The following is a 15,076-nucleotide window of genomic DNA, read 5'->3' on the forward strand; positions in this document are numbered from 1 at the left end:
TCTGTCGCGGCCGATCGGCACCCGGAGACGGTACGTGAGCACACAGCCGGACAACGAGCGCGACCGGCTCGCGGCCCTCGAGGCCCTCGCGATCCTCGGGACACCACCGGAACCGCATTTCGAGGCCGTCTGCCGGACCGCCCGGCGCCTGTTCGGCGTGCGCAGCGCGTTCGTGGCCTTCCTGGGCGACACGCACCAGTGGCTGAAGACGCCCTGTGCCGGGGTGCCGACCACGATGCGGCGGGACGAGAGCTTCTGCCAGCACACGATCCGCAGCGACGCCCTCGTGGTCGTCCCCGACGCGCGGCTCGACGCGCGCTTCCGCGACCTGCCCGTGGCCGCCGCGCCGGACGGGATCCGGTTCTACGCGGGCGTCGCCCTGAGCCTCCAGCCGGGCCTGCGGGTCGGAACCCTCTGCCTCGCCGATCCCGAGCCCCGCTCCGACTTCTCGCCCGAGGACGCGGCCGCCTTCCGCGACCTCGCCGAGATCGTCGTGGCGCATCTGCGCCTCACGGAGGCCAACGCGCGGCGCGACCGGGAGATCGCGCAGGCGGCGATCCGCGAGGCGCTGATCCGCGAGCAGCACCGGGAGATCAACGCCCGGGCCCGCGCCCAGGAGGCGGCGAACCTCCAGCTCACCATGGCCGAGCAGCTCGCCAGCGTCGGGAACTGGCGCGTGGAGCTCGCGGACGGGCAGCCGGTCTGGTCGGCGAGCCTCTACGCCATCGCGGGCCGCGACCCGGCGACCCCGCCGCCGCATCTCGACGCCTTCGCGCAGATCTACCATCCCGACGACCGCGCCCGGCTCGAGGCGATCGTCGCCGACGCGATCGCCCGCGGGGTCCGGTTCGATTTCGAGGCCCGGCTGCTGCGGCCGGACGGCGCGCTGCGCGACGTGGTCGTGCGCGGCATGGCCCGGGGGGAGGGGGCGGGCGCCGGCCTGTTCGGCGTCCTGATCGACGTGACCGAGCGCCGGCGCGCCGAGGACGAGGTTCGCCGCAGCGAGCTGCGCTACCGGGGCCTCGCCGAGGCGCTGCCGCTCCTGGTCTGGACCATGCGGGTCGGGGACGGTCAGGCGACCTACGCCAACGCGCAGTTCCAGTCCTATTACGGGCCGATCGGGCCCGAGCGCGCGGAGCGCCTCGTCCGGAACCACCCCGAGGATGCCGCCGCCATGGAGGCGGCCTGGATCCGGGCGGTCGAGACCGGCACGGGCTACAGCGGCCAGTGGCGGATCCGGCGCCAGGACGGCGTCTACCGGTGGCACAAGCTCTCGCTGATCCCGATCCGCCTCGACCCGGCGGACGGCGCGGTGGCGGAGTGGCTCGGGACCGCCCTCGACGTCGACGACATCGTCACGGCGCGGCTCGCCGTCGAGGAGGCGAGCGGCCTGCTCGACATCGCCCTCGACGCCGCGGAGGCCGGCACCTGGGACTGGGACATGCGCACGGGGCTCGCCGTCCTCAGCCCGGAGAGCGCGCGGATGCACGGCCTGCCGGAGACCGGCGGCGCCCACACGATCTCGGCCTCCGCGTGGACGGCGCTGATTGATCCGGACGACGTCTCCGACGTCTGGAACGAGATCCGGCGGGCGGTCGAGTCCGGCACCCCCTACGCGGCCGAGTTCCGGGTCGGCGCGCGCTGGCTCTACGCGCGGGGCCGGACTCTCGGCGGCACCGACGGGCAGCCCCAGCGGATGGTCGGCCTCCACCTCGACATCACCGAGCGCAAGGCGGTCGAGGCGGCCCTGCGCACCGCCACGCGCGACGCCGAGGCGGCCCGCACCGAGGCGGAGCGGGCGAGCGCGGCCAAGAGCGAGTTCCTGGCCGCCATGAGCCACGAGATCCGCACCCCGCTGAACGGCATCCTGGGCTATGCCGAGCTGCTCCTCGACGGCGACGCGATCCAGAACGAGGACCGGCGGCGCCTCGAGCTGATCCAGAGTTCCGGCGCGGCCCTGCTCACGGTCGTCAACGACATCCTCGACTTCTCGAAGATCGAGGCCGGCGAGCTGACCCTCGATCCGGTCACCTTCCCGCTGGCCTCGACCGTCGACAGCACGGTCTCGATCGTGCGGGGCAGCGCGCTCCGCAGCGGACTCGCCATCGAGGCCCGGATCGACCCGGCCCTGCCGACCTTCGTGGTCGGCGATGCCGGGCGCCTGCGACAGGTGCTGCTCAACCTGCTGAACAACGCCGTGAAGTTCACGCCCGAGGGCTCGGTCACGGTGACCGCGGAGCGGGAGGGCGACGGCGTCGCCCCCGACGGGCGCCCCGGCGACGCGGTCCGGTTCTCCGTGGTCGATACCGGCATCGGCATCGCGCCGGCGCAGCAGGACCGGCTGTTCAAGCGGTTCAGCCAGGTCGACGGCTCGATCAGCCGGCGCTTCGGCGGCACCGGCCTCGGGCTGGCGATCTCCCGGCACCTCGTGTCGCTGATGGGCGGCGAGATCGGGGTCGAGAGCCGCGAGGGGGCGGGCTCGACCTTCTGGTTCCGGCTGGTGCTGCCCCGCGGCGAGCGGGACACCGCGGCCCCGGGCGCCGCGGCCGACGCGGGTGGGCCGTCGCGGCCGCCCCCGGCCGCGGCTCCGGCGGCCGGCGAGGTCCCGGGCGCGCCGCTGCGGCTGCTCCTCGTCGAGGACGTGCCGCTCAACCAGGAACTCGCCTGCGCGGTGCTCGAATCCCAGGGCTACGCGGTGGACGTGGCCGGGGACGGCGCCGAGGCGATCACGGCGGTCGGGTCGTCCGTCGCGGCCGGCCGGGCCTACGATCTCGTGCTGATGGACGTCCAGATGCCCCGCGTCGACGGGCTCACGGCCACGCGCCGCATCCGCGCCCTCGCGCCGCCCGCCTGCGACATCCCGATCGTCGCCATGACCGCCAACGTCCTGCCGTCGCAGATCGAGGAGCTGCGCGAGGCCGGTATGGACGACCATGTGGGCAAGCCGTTCCGGCGGGCCGACCTCTTCGCCACGATCAGCCGCTGGACGGCGCCGGGCGCGCGGCGGCCGGCGCGGGCCGAGGTGCCGCGCCGCCTGCCACAGGTCGATTCGGCCGTGCTCGACGCGGCGGTCCTGACCGAGATGGAGGCGAGCTTCGGCACCGATCGCGTCGGGGCGCTGCTCGATCTCCTGGCGAACGAGCTGTCCGAGCGGTTCCGACCGAGCGAGACCGACCGCCTGCAGATCGCCCACGACGCGCACGCCCTGGTGGCGGCGGCCGGGCTGCTGGGCTTCGTCGGCCTGTCGAGCCTGTGCCGGGAGGTCGAGGCCGCCGCCCACGCGGGCGCCGACCTGATGCCGCTGATCCGGCGCCTGGAGATCCAGCGGGCGACCGCGCTGCGCGCCATCCGGCAGCTGCGCGCGGCGTGAGTCCGCGCGCGGTATCGAGGACCCTTTCCGTCGTCGCGGGCGGAGCGAAGTGACCCAGGGTCGGCGCGCCGCCGGTGAGCGCCGCGCTGCCCTGGATCGCCTACTCCGCTCGCAGAGACGGCGGCTCCGGAGCCGTCAGTCGGGAAGAGAGTCCCCCGGCTCCTCCGGCAGCGGGTCGCCGGTCCAGGTCGTCGCGAAGGCGGCGAGCTCCCGCGCGTCGGCGAAGGCCGCCACGGTGACCTCGCGCGCGGCCGGCTCCGCCCCCGGATAGGGGGCGAGCAGGACGCGCACCCGGGCGAGCCGGCCGCTCGGCGCCTTCTCGGCGATCCAGGCCTGCGCCTCCGGCGTGAACCGCTCCGGGCCGTCGAGGGCCCGGGCGTCGGTCCGCAGCACGACCACGTAGGTGCCGAGGCTCGGATCGGCCTCCTGCACCGCCTTGACGATGTCGATCACGGGTTTTCTGCGAAGTCGTTGATCTGCACCTGGGCCTGCGCCGCGGTGAAGTTCGGGATGTCGGCGAAGATCTCCTCGCCGTGGGCGGCGACGGCCTTCTTGAAGGCGTCGACCGACTCGAAGGTCAGGAGGGCCATCACCTGGAACGGGGCGGCGCCGCCGTCCGGCGTGCCGGCGCCCTTGACGACCTTCGCGTCGTGGAGGCCGAGGGACGACCAGCGCTCGCGCACCAGCGGCATGTGGTGGCCGAGGTAGTAGCCCATGTCGAAGCTCGGGCCGGCCGGGTACATCACGCTTACCAGGATCATGGCGTTTCCTTCCTGTGTCGCGCCCGGTCGATCCGGGCGCCCGTCCTCGGGTCGTACGGCGACGGTCAGTGCAGCTTCACCCGCGGCTCGGTGCGCCGGGTCAGCGCGCGGGCCAGGGTGTCGAGGGCGGTCTTGGCCGTGCCGTGCAGCGCCCGCTCGTGCATCTTGTAGAGCGAGCGGTACATCATCCGGGCGAACAGACCGGCGATGAGCATGTTCTTGCCGCGCACGAACCCCATCAGGCTGCCCACGGTCGAGTACTCGCCCAGCGAGACCAGCGAGCCGAAATCCTTGTACCGGAACGGCTTCAGCGGCTTGCCGTCGATCTTGGCCGGGATCTGGGCGATCAGGTGGCTCGCCTGCTGGTGGGCCGCCTGCGCGCGGGGCGGCACCGGCGTGTCGGAGCCGGCCTCGACCAGGTAGGCGCAGTCGCCGATGGCGAAGATGTCGGGGTCGCGGGTGGTCTGCAGCGTCGGCGTCACCACCAGCTGGTTGGTCCGCGTCGTCTCCAGGCCGCCGATGCCCTGCAGGAAGGGCGGCGCCTTCACGCCCGCCGCCCAGACGACCAGCTCGGACGGGATGAAGGTGCCGTCGGCGAGCTGCACGCCGTCCGCGCGGACCTCGGTGACCCGCGCCTTCACGCGCACGTCGACGCCGATCTTGCTGAGCAGCTGCATCACCTCCGCCGAGAGGCGCTGCGGCACCGCCGGCAGGATCCGGTCGGCGGCCTCGACCAGGGTGATGCGGATGTCCTTGCCCGGGTCGATCTTGTCGAGCCCGGTCGAGACGACGTGGCGCAGGGTCCGGTGGAGCTCGGCGGCGAGTTCCGTCCCGGTCGCGCCCGCGCCGATCACCGTGACGTGGAGCTGGCCGGGCCGGACCGGGCCGGCCTGCGTGTGCGCGCGCAGCGAGGCGTTCACGAGGCGCTGGTGGAAGCGCACCGCCTGGTCCTGGGTGTCGAGGGCGATGGCGTGCTCGGCGACGCCCGGCGTGCCGAAATCGTTGGTGGTGGAGCCCACCGCCATCACCAGCGTGTCGTAGGGGACGGCGCGCTCGGGCGTGATCTCGCGCCCTTCCGCGTCGTGGCTCGCGGCGAGCTGGATCGTGCGCGCCTCCCGGTCGAGCCCGGTCATCCGCCCGATCCGGTAGCGGAAGCCGTGCATGTGGGCGTGGTGCAGGTAATCCACCGCGTGGTGGCCGACGTCGAGGCTGCCGGCCGCCACCTCGTGGAGCAGCGGCTTCCAGATATGCGTCCGGGCGCGGTCCACGAGGGTGACGTGCGCGCGCTTGCCGCGCCCGAGCTTGTCGCCGAGCTTCGTGACCAGCTGCAGTCCGGCTGCGCCGCCGCCGACCACCACGACGCGATGAAGGCCCGACTCGTTCTCGACGGATGCCATCGACACTCTTTCTCCCCCCGGACCGGGATCAGTCGCCGGCCTCCTTACACGGCCTGGGTTGCCGAATACCACATCGCCGGCCGCGACCCCCGGTCACGAGTGCGACGTCGCGCACCGGACGGGCGGCGCGCGGAGCCCGGTCACGCCGGCGGGGCGCCCGGCTGGCGCAGCGGATGCGCCTCCGCGACCGCCGGCAGGGCGAGGCAGGCCTCGGCGATTCGCGCGACCGTCGGGTAGGCCGCCGTGTCGATGCCGAAGATGCCCGTCCCGACCCAGAGGCTGACGAGGCAGAGGTCGGCATGGCTCACCGAATCGCCCTGGCAGAACCGGCCCGTCCCCGGCTCGGTGGCGAGGCGCGTCTCCAGGGTCCGGAGGCCGGTCTCGAAGGCGTTGCGCAGGAAATCCAGCATGCGCTCCCGGGGCAGGCCGTAATGCTCCATCAGGAAGGTGCGCACCCGGGGCACGTAGAGCGGGTGGGTGTCGCACGCGACCACCTGCGCCAGCGAGCGGGCCCGGGCCCGCGCCCGGGGCTCCTCGGGCAGGAGGCGGACGCCGCCGCGCGTCTCCTCCAGGTAGTCGAGGATCGCCAGCGACTGGGTGAGCGGCGGCCCGTCGCCGTCGAACAGCGCCGGCACCGCGCCCTGCGGGTTGATCTTCCGGAACGCCGGCTCGTGCTGGTCGCCGGCGTCGAGGTCGATGAAGGTCTCCTCGTAGGCGATGCCCTTCAGCTTCAGGGCGATCCGCACCCGGAAGGCGGCGGCCGAGCGCCAGTTGCCGTACATGTGCATGGGTCAGCGGTCTCCGACGGGGTCGAGCGAGCACAGCCGACTTCGCTGCGGCCCGCAAGGGGGCTGCGCGCGCGGCGGCCCGGGGGCGACAAGCGGTCCCGCCGGGCCCATATCGGTCTCCCGCCCCGGAGAGCCCGCACGATGGCCGATCAGACCGACGCCCGCCGCTTCATCCCCCTGAACATCGCGGTCCTGACCGTCTCCGACACGCGCCGCCCGGAGGACGACCGGTCAGGCGACACCCTGACCCAGCGCCTCACCGCGGCGGGGCACGCTCTGGCGGCCCGCGCGATCGTCCCGGACGAGGTCCCGGCGATCCGCGCGCGGGTGGAGGCGTGGCTGCGCGACCCCGGCGTCGACGTGGTAATCACCACCGGCGGGACCGGCTTCACCGGCCGCGACGTCACCCCGGACGCGCTGGAGCCGCTGTTCGAGAAGCGCATGGACGGCTTCTCGGCCGTGTTCCACCGGATCTCGTACGACAAGATCGGCACCTCGACCCTGCAGTCCCGCGCCACCGCGGGGGTCGCGCGGGCGACCTACGTGTTCGTGCTGCCGGGCTCGCCCGGCGCCTGCCGCGACGCCTGGGACGGGATCCTGGCCCAGCAGCTCGACTACCGGCACCGGCCCTGCAACTTCGTGGAGATCATGCCGCGCCTCGACGAGCACCTGCGGCGCGGCGCGAGCCTCACGGTGTGAGGCCGCGCGCTACGCGAGGTTCCCCTCCTTGCGGCGCAGGACCGAGTGCTTGCGGCCGTAGAAGAAGTACACGACGAGGCCGATCGCCATCCAGATCACCAGCCGCAGCCACGTGTCGAGGGGCAGGCTGATCATCAGGAGCAGGCAGGACAGGATGCCGAGGATCGGCACGACCGGCACGGCGGGCGCCCGGAACGGCCGCTTCATGGTGCGCTCGGCCCGCCGGAGGTAGAGCACCGAGCCGCAGACGAGGATGAAGGCGGCCAGCGTGCCGATGCTCACCATCTCGCCGAGGATGTGGATCGGCACCAGGGCCGCCACCACGGCGACCGCGGCGCCGATCATCGCCTGGCTGCGATACGGCGTCTGGTAGGTCGGGTGGACGTGGGAGAACATCTTCGGCAGCAGGCCGTCCTGCGCCATGGTGAAGAAGATCCGGCTCTGGCCGTAGAGCAGGACGAGGATCACCGTCGTCAGCCCGGTCAGCGCCCCGAGCTTGATCAGGAACGCGAACCAGCCGATGCCGATCACGTCGACGCCCTTGGCGATCGGGTCCGGGACGTTCAGGTCCTTGTAGGGCACGAGCCCAGTCAGCACGGCGGCGACCAGCACGTACAGGATCGTGCAGACCGCGAGCGAGCCCAGGATGCCGATGGGCATGTCCTTCTGGGGCTTGCGCGCCTCCTGGGCGGCGGTGGAGACCGCGTCGAAGCCGATGAAGGCGAAGAACACCACGCCCGCGCCGCGCAGGACGCCGCTGTAGCCGAAATGGCCGAAGGTCCCGTCGTTGTCCGGGATGAGCGGGCTCCAGTTCGCGGCGTTCACATGGCCCCAGCCCAGGGCGATGAAGGCGACCACGACGGTGAGCTTCACCGCGACCATGATGTTGTTGAAGAGCGCCGATTCCTTCGTGCCCCGCATCAGCAGGATCGTGATCAGCGCCACGATCAGGACCGCCGGCAGGTTCAGCAGCGCGGTCCCGCCGCCCTCGATCGGCGTGCCCGGCGCGTTGGCGAACTGCGCCGGGATCACGATGCCGACGCTCTTCAGGATGCTCGTCACGTAGCCCGACCAGCCGACCGCCACGGTGGCCGCGCCCATGGCGTATTCGAGGATCAGGTCCCAGCCGATCAGCCACGCGAAGAACTCGCCGAGCGTCGCGTAGGTGTAGGTGTAGCTCGATCCGGCGACCGGGATCAGGGCGGCCATCTCCGAGTAGCAGAGGCCGACGAAGGCGCAGGCGATGCCGCCGAGCACGAAGGACAGCATGATCCCCGGCCCGGCATACTGAGCCGCGGCCGTGCCGGTCAGGACGAAGATGCCGGCGCCGATGATCGCCCCGATGCCCATCGCGGTGATCGAGAGGGCGCCCAGCGACTTCGAGAGCTGCTGCTCGCCCTCGCCGCTCTCGACGATGTCCTCGACCGACTTGCGCCCCATCAGGCCCGACGAATCCATGGCACCATCCTTCCAGATCGGGGTGGCTCAGCGCGCCTCATCATGTCCGGAGACGGCGACGATCCTGCCGCGCTTCAAGAGTTGTAGAGGCGGATCGACCGACAACAACGTGAGCGGGCGCAAGATTCTTCCGAGCAAGATTCTCCCGAGCAAGATCTTTCCGGTCAGGCGCGCTCGATCCGAGCGATCAGCGGCCTGACCTTGAGGCGACCCGTGAACGCGCCCTCGGCACGCAGGGCCTCGCGCCGGACGACGTCGCCGGCCCGGGCCTGCCGGGCGCCGACGACGGTCTCCGCCCGTCTGACGAGCCGGCCGAGCCAGCGCCCGGCCGGGCGATGCAGGCGGCCGAGCGCCGTCTCCGGCCGCGCGGTCCCGACGAAGCGGTCGAGGGTGCGGATCCAGCCCTCGGCCGGGACGTCGCCGGCCTCCAGGCACAGGATCCAGTCCCGCCGGGCCGCGGCGGCGCCCGCCGCGTAGGGATTGCCGCCCCGGTGCAGCACGAGGGTCGCGCCCGTGGCCTCCGCGACGGCCGCCACGGCCTCGCTCTCGCGGCCCGCGACGATCACCGCGTCGCCGACGAGGCCGCCGGCCACGCCGGAGACGAGCACGCTGAGCGTGTCGGCCAGGCGATCGATCGCGTCCGGATCGGTCGGTTCGGCCAGATAGGTCACGGCGGAGAGCATTAGCGCGCGCATAGACGATTCTGCGGCGCCGTAAACTGCCCCGCGGCCCGCGCGCCGACGCGCCGTCGCCCGGACGGGCTGCAGAACCGCATTTGCCTGAAAAAAAGGCGCCCGTCGCCGTCGCGTTCGCTCTATGTTCTTATATGGATGCGTGAGGGAGGCGAGTCGTCATGGGGGACACGCGCGACGGGACCGCATCCGGGGCCGCGCCGCGACTCGGGCCGAGCGTCGCGGAACCGGCCGCCCGGCGGGGGCGCGGCGCGACGGCCAACCCGACGGGCCGGTACGAATCCGCCCGGCGCGAGGCGTTCCACGACGAGACCTGGACGGCGGACGCTCCGGCACCCCTGCGCACGCAGGTCACTCCGGAGCGGTCCGCCCGGATCATCGCGCACAACAGCTCGCCCGACATCCCGTTCGACCGGTCGATCAACCCGTACCGGGGCTGCGAGCACGGCTGCATCTACTGCTACGCGCGCCCGACCCATGCCTGGCTCGGCCTGTCGCCGGGGCTCGACTTCGAGTCGCGGATCTTCACCAAGCCGGACGCCGCCCGGCTCCTCGCCCGCGAGATCGCCGCGCCGGGCTACAGGCCCGACACGATCGCCCTCGGCACCGCCACGGATCCCTACCAGCCGGTCGAGCGGGAGCACCGGCTCACCCGCGCAGTTCTGGAGGTGCTGCGGGAGGCCCGCCACCCCGTCAGCATCACCACCAAGTCGGACCTCGTGCTGCGCGACCTCGACCTCCTGGCCGAGATGGCGGCGGAGAACCTCGTGCTGGCGGCGATCTCGCTGCCGACGCTGGATCCGGACCTCGCCCGCCGCCTCGACCCGCGGGCGCCGCGGCCGGGCAAGCGGCTCGCGGCGATGCGGGGCCTGAGCGCGGCGGGCGTGCCCGTCATGGTCAACGTCTCGCCGATCATCCCCGGCCTGACGGACCACGAGATCGAATCGATCCTGGCCGAAGCGCGCGCGCACGGGGCGAACCGGATCGGCCACGCGCTGCTGCGCCTCCCGGGCGAAGTCGCGGACCTCGTGGCGGACTGGTTCACCGAGCACTATCCCGAACGCAGGGCGCGGGCCTTCGCACTCCTGCGGGAAGCCCGGGGCGGGCGCGAGAACGACCCGCGCTTCGGCCACCGCTTCCGCGGGGAGGGCGCCTACGCGGCGATGATTGGCCAGCGGGTCCGGCTCGCCGGCACGCGTCTCGGTTTCGCCTTCGGGCGCATCGCGCTGAATCGCGACGCCTTCCGGAAGCCCGGCGCGCAGCTGGCGCTGTTCTGACACGCGACCGACGCGGCGGCGCGCGCGAGGCGGCGGACCTGTCCCACAGTACGGTTCAGCGAAAATTCCAGTCATTTTGGCCGGAAACGGCGTGAGAAGATAATTCCAAAGATTGAAAACGGCTCAAATGTTGCTCCCAAAGTCGATTATCGGATGTCTAAGGTGTGAGGAAAATCGCAGAACGTAAGATTGACATCTGTGTCATTGTGGTTCAAATGCCTGAGATCGCGAGGTTTACTGCGGAATTTTGACCAAGTTTGATTGAGTTATCGCATTTCAGTTCTATATTGAGGGTCGTTCTGTGTGTAAGAGCGCGATTTTGTCCGGCGTCCGTGTCCGCAGATCCCGCCAATGGACGCTGTGCGCCGTGATCCGGTCGCGGGCGAGCCGCGCGCCGCGGCCCGGCTCGGTTCTGCCGGTCGCGACTGCCGGCCTTCCTTGAGACGGTAGCGTGTCGGGGTTTCGACCTCCGATGCCGACCGGGCGAACTCCCGGTCCGATGACCGGACCGGGAGCGCCGGTGGGCCCCCGGACTCGCCGCGCCCTCGCCGCGCCCTCGCCGCGCCCTCGCCGCGCCCTTCGAGCGAACCGGGCCGGCGCCGCGTCGGAGTGCCTGTCGCGTCGCTCAGCCTTTCCGTCGACCGAGGCCGACCGGCCGCCCTGCTCGAACCGGGCAGCCCGGCGGCGGGCCGCGCGCCTCGACGCACCGCGAAGAGAGATCCCGACCCTCATGCTGCGTCTTCCGCGTCCGTCCATCGGCACGATCCTGTGCGCGATCCTGTTCTCACTCAGCGCCATGCTGCTGGCCGCGGGCGCCCGGACGGCGCTGGAGGCCGGGGCGCAGGAGCGGGAGAGCCGCCGCGTCGTCGCGCTCACGGAAGGCAGCCGTATCCTCCTCGAGATCCTGCTCGCCGTGCGCCTCGAGCGGGGGCGGACCCTACAGGCGCTGATCGCCGCGGGCAGGATCCCGCCCGCCGACGCGGCCCTGATCGCTCGACAGCGCGCGACCCGAATCGATCGTCTGGAAGCGCTCCTGAGGCTGGTGCGCGCGGTCGACACCGCCGCGGTGGCGAAGACGGTTGATCCGCTCCGACGGGCGCACGAGGCCGTCACCGGCCTGACGTCGCGGATCGACGCGGCCCTCGCGGTCCCGGTCGCGGAGCGCGACGCCGCGACCGAGGGGGTCGCCGCGACCGCCTTCCGGGATCTGCTCGACGCGCTCACGGCGACCAGCGGGGCCGTCGACGTCACGATCCCGCGCCGGGACGCGGCGCTGGCCCGCGCCCTGGACATCAAGCGCGCCGCCTGGATCACGCGGGTCGCTATCGGCGGCAACGTGGCGCGGGCCGAGACGGCCGTGACGCGGGGCACGGGCTGGTCCGAGGAGGAGCGCCTCGCGGAGGCCGAGGAGCGCGGCCGCGTCGCGGCGAGCTGGGCGAATCTCGTCGATCACATGGACGACACGCTGCCGCGGGCGGTCCAGGACGCCTTCGTGAGGGCGGGCAGCAGCAACTTCGAGGGCGAGGTCGCGGCGCGGCGGCAGGCCTTGCGGGCGGCCCTGAGCCGGGGCCAGCCGCCGGGCGTCGCGATCCAGGACCTGCGCGACCGCAACACGCGGGAGGTCAACACCATCGCCGACCTCGCCGAGGCGGCGCTGAACGCGATGGTCGCCCGCGCGCAGGCACTCTTCGCTGAGGCGGGGGCGACGCTGCTGCACACCGGCCTGTTCCTGGCCGCATCGGTGCTGCTCGCCGGTGCCGGCGCCGTCGTCGTCGTCCGCCGCGTGCTCGGGCCGCTCCGGGCCATGATCCAGGCGATGCGGGCGCTCGCCTCCGGCGACGTCGCCGTGGAGATCCCGGCCCGCGGGCGGCGGGACGAGATCGGCGCGATGGCGGCGGCCGTGGAGGTCTTCCGGGACAACCTCGTCCGCACCCGCGCCCTGGAGGCAGAGGCGGACGAGGCGGCGCGCGCCGCGGAGGCGCAGCGCCGGACCATGACGCACACGATGGCGCAGACCTTCGAGGCGGCGGTGGCCGGCATCGTCGGGCAGGTCTCCGCCGCCGCGGCCGAACTGCAGACCACGGCCTGGGAGATGACCACCACAGCCCAGGAGACGGCCAGCCAGTCCGATACCGTGGCCGCGGCCGCCGAGGAGGCGTCCGCCGGCGTCAGGACGGTGGCCGCCGCGGTGGAGGAACTCGGCACCTCCGTCCAGGAGATCGGGCGGCAGGTCCAGGGCTCGTCCGAGCTGGCCCGGAGCGCGGTCGGCGAGGCCGACCAGACGGCTGCCCTGGTGGCGGCGCTCAACGCGTCCGTCGCCCGGGTCGACGCCGTCGTCGAGTTGATCGCCCGCATCGCCGCGCAGACGAACCTGCTGGCGCTCAACGCCACGATCGAGGCGGCGCGGGCCGGCGAGGCCGGGCGCGGCTTCGCGGTCGTCGCAACCGAGGTCAAGGAACTGGCCGCCCAGACCGGTCGGGCCACCGACGAGGTCGGCCGGCAGATCGGCGAGATCCGGACCGTGACCGGTCAGGCGGTGCGGGCGATCGGGACGATCACCGGCCGGATCGGGGAGATCGACGCCGTGGCCGCCGCCATCGCGGCCGCGGTGGAGCAGCAGGGGGCGGCGACGCAGGAGATCGTCCGCAACGTCGCCCAGGCCAATGCCGGCACGCAGGAGGTCACCGGCAACATCGCCGGCGTGGCGCAGGCGGCCGACCGGACCGGTCGCGCGGCCGACCACGTGCTGACGGCCGCCACCGCGCTCACGCGTCAGTCGGAGGAGCTCGCCGCGGAGGTCGAGCGCTTCCTCACCGGCGTCCGGGCCGCGTGACCCGTCGCCCGGCTCAGTCGAAGCCGCGGGTGAAGCTGAGCCGGTGGTGGGGGCTGCGCCCGAGCTGCGACAGGCCGGCGCGGTGGACGGCCGTCCCGTAACCGACGTTGCGCTCCCAGCCGTAGCCGGGATGGCGCCGGGCGAGCCGCCGCATCAGCTGGTCCCGGAGCACCTTGGCGACGATCGACGCGGCGGCGATCTGGGGCACCAAGCGGTCGCCGCCGATGACGGCGCGGCCGGGCAAGCCCGGCAGGGCGTCGCGCCCGTCGACCAGCACGGGCGCGGCGAGGCCGAGCCGCGCCACCGCCCGCGCCATGGCGTCGAGGGTCGCGCCGCGGATGTTGATCCGGTCGATCAGGGCGCGCGACCCCGCCGCCACCGCGACCCGCGCGTGCGCGCGGATCAGGGGGGCCAGCCGATCGCGCACGGGCTCGGGGACGCGCTTGCTGTCGTCGAGGGCCGCGAGCAGGTCGGCCGGGATCGCCGCCGGATCGAACCAGACCGCGGCCACCACCACGGGTCCGCAGAGCGCGCCGCGCCCGACCTCGTCGCAGCCGATCGCCGCCGGATACGCGGCGGCCCGGGCGGGGTCGAACGGCCCGGCGACCGGGGGCCGGGCTCTGGCGGACCCGGCCGGTCCGGCGGGCGATCTGACTGGCGATCTGACTGGCGGCTTGGCGGGCGGCTTGGCGGGCGGCTTGGCGGGCGGCATCGCGCCCTCCTGCCATTCCGCGCGGACGCCGTCACGCGTCAGGCGGCGTCGCGGGTGCTCCGGGCGCCGCCATGCGCCTCGACGATGTTGCCGAAGAACTGCCGCGCGCTCACGTCCCAGCCGCGGCGCAGGGCCTCGGCCCGGCACTCGGCGCGCGACAGGCGCAGCGCCGCCAGCGCGGCGACCCGCAGATCCGGGTCGAGCACGCCGACCCGCGTGCCGCCGACGACGTCGTTGGGACCCGGAACCGGGAAGGCCGCCACCGGGAGCCCGCTGGCCAGGGCCTCCAGGAGCACGATGCCGAACGTGTCGGTGAGGCTCGGGAAGACGAAGACGTCGCAGGCCGCGTAGACCGCCGAGAGGTCCGCGCCGGTGCGGGTGCCGAGGAAGTGCGCCGCCGGCGCGAGCGCCTGCAGCCGCGCGCGGTCCGGCCCGTCGCCGACCACGACCTTCGTGCCGGGCAGATCGAGGGCGAGGAAGGCCGCGACGTTCTTCTCCACCGCCAGCCGCCCGACGTAGAGGAACAGCGGCCCCGGCAGGCCGGCGAGTTCCGCCGGCACGGGCGTCCCGGGCTCGGCCGGCCGGAACCGCTCCGTGTCCACGCCCCGGGTCCAGCGCATCAGCCGGCCGAAGCCCCGCGCCGCGAGCTCGCCCTGGAGCGAGGCGGTGCTGACCATCGTCCCGCGGGCGGCGCCGTGGAACCGGCGCAGGTACGCGTAGGACCACGCCTCCGGCACCGGGGCGCGGGCGGCGAGGTATTCCGGGAAGCGCGTGTGGTAGCTCGTCGTGAAGGGCAGGTCGTGCGCGAGGCAGTGCCGGCGCGCCGCGAGGCCGACCGGCCCCTCCGTGGCGATGTGCACGTGGCTCGGCCGCTCGGCCCGCCAGCGCGCCGCCACCCGCTCGCGCCCGGCATAGGCGAGGCGGATCTCCGGGTAGCCCGGCAGCGGCAGCGAGCGGAAATCCGCCACGGACAGCAGCGTCGTGGCGAAGCCGTGCTCCGGCGCGCGCCGGACCATCTGCTCGAGGGAGCGCACGACGCCGTTCACCTGGGGGTGCCACGCGTCGCTGGCGATCAGGAGCTTCACGGCG

At 73.4% G+C, this 15,076-nt stretch carries 12 protein-coding genes; 4 read left to right on the forward strand and 8 right to left on the reverse strand.

The window, feature by feature from the left end; translation table 11 throughout:
• The first annotated feature begins 34 nt into the window (after positions 1 to 34).
• Positions 35 to 3,370 carry a GAF domain-containing hybrid sensor histidine kinase/response regulator gene (locus tag BM419_RS08345; protein ID WP_091926135.1) on the forward strand — a complete coding sequence of 1,112 codons (3,336 nt, stop codon included), beginning with the start codon at positions 35 to 37 and terminating at the stop codon, positions 3,368 to 3,370.
• 135 nt (positions 3,371 to 3,505) lie between these two features.
• Here the strand turns inward: BM419_RS08345 and BM419_RS08350 are convergent, their stop codons facing one another.
• The 4 genes from BM419_RS08350 to maiA form a co-directional block, all read right to left on the reverse strand.
• Positions 3,506 to 3,823, reverse strand: a complete 318-nt coding sequence (locus BM419_RS08350) for a hypothetical protein (protein WP_020092669.1) — start codon at positions 3,821 to 3,823, stop codon at positions 3,506 to 3,508.
• Entirely contained in the window at positions 3,820 to 4,131 is a 312-nt protein-coding gene (locus BM419_RS08355; protein WP_020092668.1) for an EthD family reductase, read from the reverse strand. Before BM419_RS08355 ends, BM419_RS08350 begins: the two co-directional genes overlap by 4 nt.
• Before the next feature lie 65 nt (positions 4,132 to 4,196).
• The gene (locus BM419_RS08360) at positions 4,197 to 5,528 is read right to left on the reverse strand and encodes an NAD(P)/FAD-dependent oxidoreductase (RefSeq protein ID WP_020092667.1); all 1,332 of its coding nucleotides are present in this window, start codon (positions 5,526 to 5,528) and stop codon (positions 4,197 to 4,199) included.
• Positions 5,529 to 5,668: 140 nt separating this feature from the next.
• Entirely contained in the window at positions 5,669 to 6,316 is a 648-nt protein-coding gene (maiA, locus tag BM419_RS08365; protein ID WP_091679640.1) for a maleylacetoacetate isomerase, read from the reverse strand.
• A 141-nt stretch (positions 6,317 to 6,457) separates the two neighbouring features.
• On the opposite strand from maiA, the gene moaB reads away from it, so the two are divergent.
• Positions 6,458 to 7,015 carry a molybdenum cofactor biosynthesis protein B gene (gene moaB / locus BM419_RS08370; protein ID WP_091926136.1) on the forward strand — a complete coding sequence of 186 codons (558 nt, stop codon included), beginning with the start codon at positions 6,458 to 6,460 and terminating at the stop codon, positions 7,013 to 7,015.
• Positions 7,016 to 7,024: 9 nt separating this feature from the next.
• Here moaB and BM419_RS08375 read toward each other — a convergent pair whose 3' ends face one another.
• Together BM419_RS08375 and BM419_RS08380 are read right to left on the reverse strand one after the other, a co-directional pair.
• The gene (locus BM419_RS08375) at positions 7,025 to 8,473 is read right to left on the reverse strand and encodes an amino acid permease (RefSeq protein ID WP_091926138.1); all 1,449 of its coding nucleotides are present in this window, start codon (positions 8,471 to 8,473) and stop codon (positions 7,025 to 7,027) included.
• A gap of 164 nt (positions 8,474 to 8,637) precedes the next feature.
• Positions 8,638 to 9,168, reverse strand: coding sequence for a hypothetical protein (locus BM419_RS08380; protein ID WP_091926140.1), 531 nt, complete (start codon positions 9,166 to 9,168; stop codon positions 8,638 to 8,640).
• 158 nt (positions 9,169 to 9,326) lie between these two features.
• On the opposite strand from BM419_RS08380, the gene BM419_RS08385 reads away from it, so the two are divergent.
• On the forward strand, positions 9,327 to 10,442 hold the full coding sequence (locus BM419_RS08385) for a PA0069 family radical SAM protein (protein WP_091926142.1): 1,116 nt from the start codon (positions 9,327 to 9,329) through the stop codon (positions 10,440 to 10,442).
• Positions 10,443 to 11,172: 730 nt separating this feature from the next.
• On the forward strand, positions 11,173 to 13,275 hold the full coding sequence (locus tag BM419_RS08390) for a methyl-accepting chemotaxis protein (protein WP_091926143.1): 2,103 nt from the start codon (positions 11,173 to 11,175) through the stop codon (positions 13,273 to 13,275).
• Positions 13,276 to 13,288: 13 nt separating this feature from the next.
• Here the strand turns inward: BM419_RS08390 and BM419_RS08395 are convergent, their stop codons facing one another.
• Both BM419_RS08395 and BM419_RS08400 read right to left on the reverse strand, forming a co-directional pair.
• Positions 13,289 to 13,987, reverse strand: a complete 699-nt coding sequence (locus BM419_RS08395) for a ribonuclease HII (RefSeq protein ID WP_091926146.1) — start codon at positions 13,985 to 13,987, stop codon at positions 13,289 to 13,291.
• 38 nt (positions 13,988 to 14,025) lie between these two features.
• Positions 14,026 to 15,072 carry a glycosyltransferase family 4 protein gene (locus BM419_RS08400; protein WP_020092659.1) on the reverse strand — a complete coding sequence of 349 codons (1,047 nt, stop codon included), beginning with the start codon at positions 15,070 to 15,072 and terminating at the stop codon, positions 14,026 to 14,028.
• Between the last annotated feature and the right edge of the window lie 4 nt (positions 15,073 to 15,076).

Origin of the sequence: Methylobacterium sp. yr668 (assembly GCF_900116245.1) — a bacterium.
In the GTDB taxonomy this organism is placed as follows: Bacteria; Pseudomonadota; Alphaproteobacteria; order Rhizobiales; family Beijerinckiaceae; genus Methylobacterium.

What these genes read in the sequence shown, in the direction of transcription:
- BM419_RS08385 (WP_091926142.1), top strand. Translation starts at nt 9,327, where the DNA reads ATGGGGGACACGCGCGACGGGACCGCATCCGGGGCCGCGCCGCGACTC.
- BM419_RS08380 (WP_091926140.1), bottom strand. Translation starts at nt 9,168, where the DNA reads ATGCGCGCGCTAATGCTCTCCGCCGTGACCTATCTGGCCGAACCGACC.
- BM419_RS08375 (WP_091926138.1), bottom strand. Translation starts at nt 8,473, where the DNA reads ATGGATTCGTCGGGCCTGATGGGGCGCAAGTCGGTCGAGGACATCGTC.
- BM419_RS08360 (WP_020092667.1), bottom strand. Translation starts at nt 5,528, where the DNA reads ATGGCATCCGTCGAGAACGAGTCGGGCCTTCATCGCGTCGTGGTGGTC.
- BM419_RS08355 (WP_020092668.1), bottom strand. Translation starts at nt 4,131, where the DNA reads ATGATCCTGGTAAGCGTGATGTACCCGGCCGGCCCGAGCTTCGACATG.
- BM419_RS08395 (WP_091926146.1), bottom strand. Translation starts at nt 13,987, where the DNA reads ATGCCGCCCGCCAAGCCGCCCGCCAAGCCGCCCGCCAAGCCGCCAGTC.
- moaB (WP_091926136.1), top strand. Translation starts at nt 6,458, where the DNA reads ATGGCCGATCAGACCGACGCCCGCCGCTTCATCCCCCTGAACATCGCG.
- maiA (WP_091679640.1), bottom strand. Translation starts at nt 6,316, where the DNA reads ATGCACATGTACGGCAACTGGCGCTCGGCCGCCGCCTTCCGGGTGCGG.
- BM419_RS08390 (WP_091926143.1), top strand. Translation starts at nt 11,173, where the DNA reads ATGCTGCGTCTTCCGCGTCCGTCCATCGGCACGATCCTGTGCGCGATC.